Origin of the sequence: Serratia sp. Ag1, assembly GCF_000743355.1 — a bacterium.
Taxonomy (GTDB): Bacteria; Pseudomonadota; Gammaproteobacteria; order Enterobacterales; family Enterobacteriaceae; genus Chania.
In genome coordinates, this window is sequence record NZ_JQEI01000077.1 from 1 (window position 1) to 985 (window position 985).

Sequence of the window (985 nt, forward strand, 5' to 3'; positions counted from 1 at the left end):
TCGTACAGGGCGCGAACATCAGTACCGGCTGCCAGGCTGTCTTTAAAGGCATTAGGGGCAAATTGCTCTACAAACTCATCCCACAGCACTTCTGAACGGCTGTTCCACTTCACGGCATAGCCCACCAGCACAGAGCCTTTGCTTGTGAGCGTTGCGGTTCTTATCTCGATATTATTTTCTTTAGCCATGATAATTTTTCGCCCCATGATTTTTTAAAAAGCCCAATTCAATCTCAGCTTTTTTTCTTGCCATTACCGCAGAGTCAAAATCAGCAAAATACCCAAGTGCTCGGTTAATTCGCCCAATATTTATTCTTGCTCTCCAAAGATTCGATTTTTTATGCAGAGACACTCCAACCACACCACTGGTATTCCGATTGCTCATCATTACGTTGAGATGATTTCCAGCGCAGTTAGTACCCCGTAGGTTTACGGGTGTGTTGTTTAGCCCATTACCATCTAAGTGATCTATATTTTCCGGCTCTTCATCATGAAGTATTTTGAATATCAGCCTATGCGCTAAGAATTGGCTACCATCCAAACCAATGACTAGGTATTTTTTTGAGCCAAACTTATTAACATAGCCAGCTTCTATACCTGCATAGCGTGAATTCCATGCCTTGCCGTCACGGGGCGATTTAAAGGAATCTAACTCACGCAACTTCCAAAACAATGAGCCAGAACTTTCATTAAAGTAAAAACGCTCAATCAAATAATCACGGTTAGGGAGTGGCTTGTTTTTATTTATTGCTTTCATCGGTGGCTCCATAAGACAAAGGGGCCGTAGCCCCTTCTCGGATTACTTGGTAGCGTTGATTTCCAGTACCTTGATGGCGTTGGAGTCCACCAGCCCACCGCCCAGGTATTTATCGGTGTGGACCTTAAAAAATCCAGGCTCGGTGATGTTATCCGGGCGGGTACGGGTGCCAGTTTCGTGATCCACGATGAAATAGCCGCGCTTGAAGTCACCGACAGCAATCACCGGC

General features: G+C 45.2%; 3 protein-coding genes. All 3 read right to left on the bottom strand.

Features of this window, described 5'->3' with window-relative positions:
• The coding region (locus IV04_RS23885; RefSeq protein ID WP_037441670.1) for an HK97 family phage prohead protease at positions 1–188 on the bottom strand (188 nt) is incomplete at its 3' end.
• On the bottom strand, positions 181–756 hold the full coding sequence (locus IV04_RS24845; RefSeq protein ID WP_051916966.1) for an HNH endonuclease: 576 nt from the start codon (positions 754–756) through the stop codon (positions 181–183). The genes IV04_RS23885 and IV04_RS24845, both read right to left, overlap by 8 nt.
• A gap of 42 nt (positions 757–798) precedes the next feature.
• On the bottom strand, positions 799–985 hold a 187-nt coding region (locus IV04_RS23895), incomplete at its 5' end, for a phage major capsid protein (protein WP_037441673.1).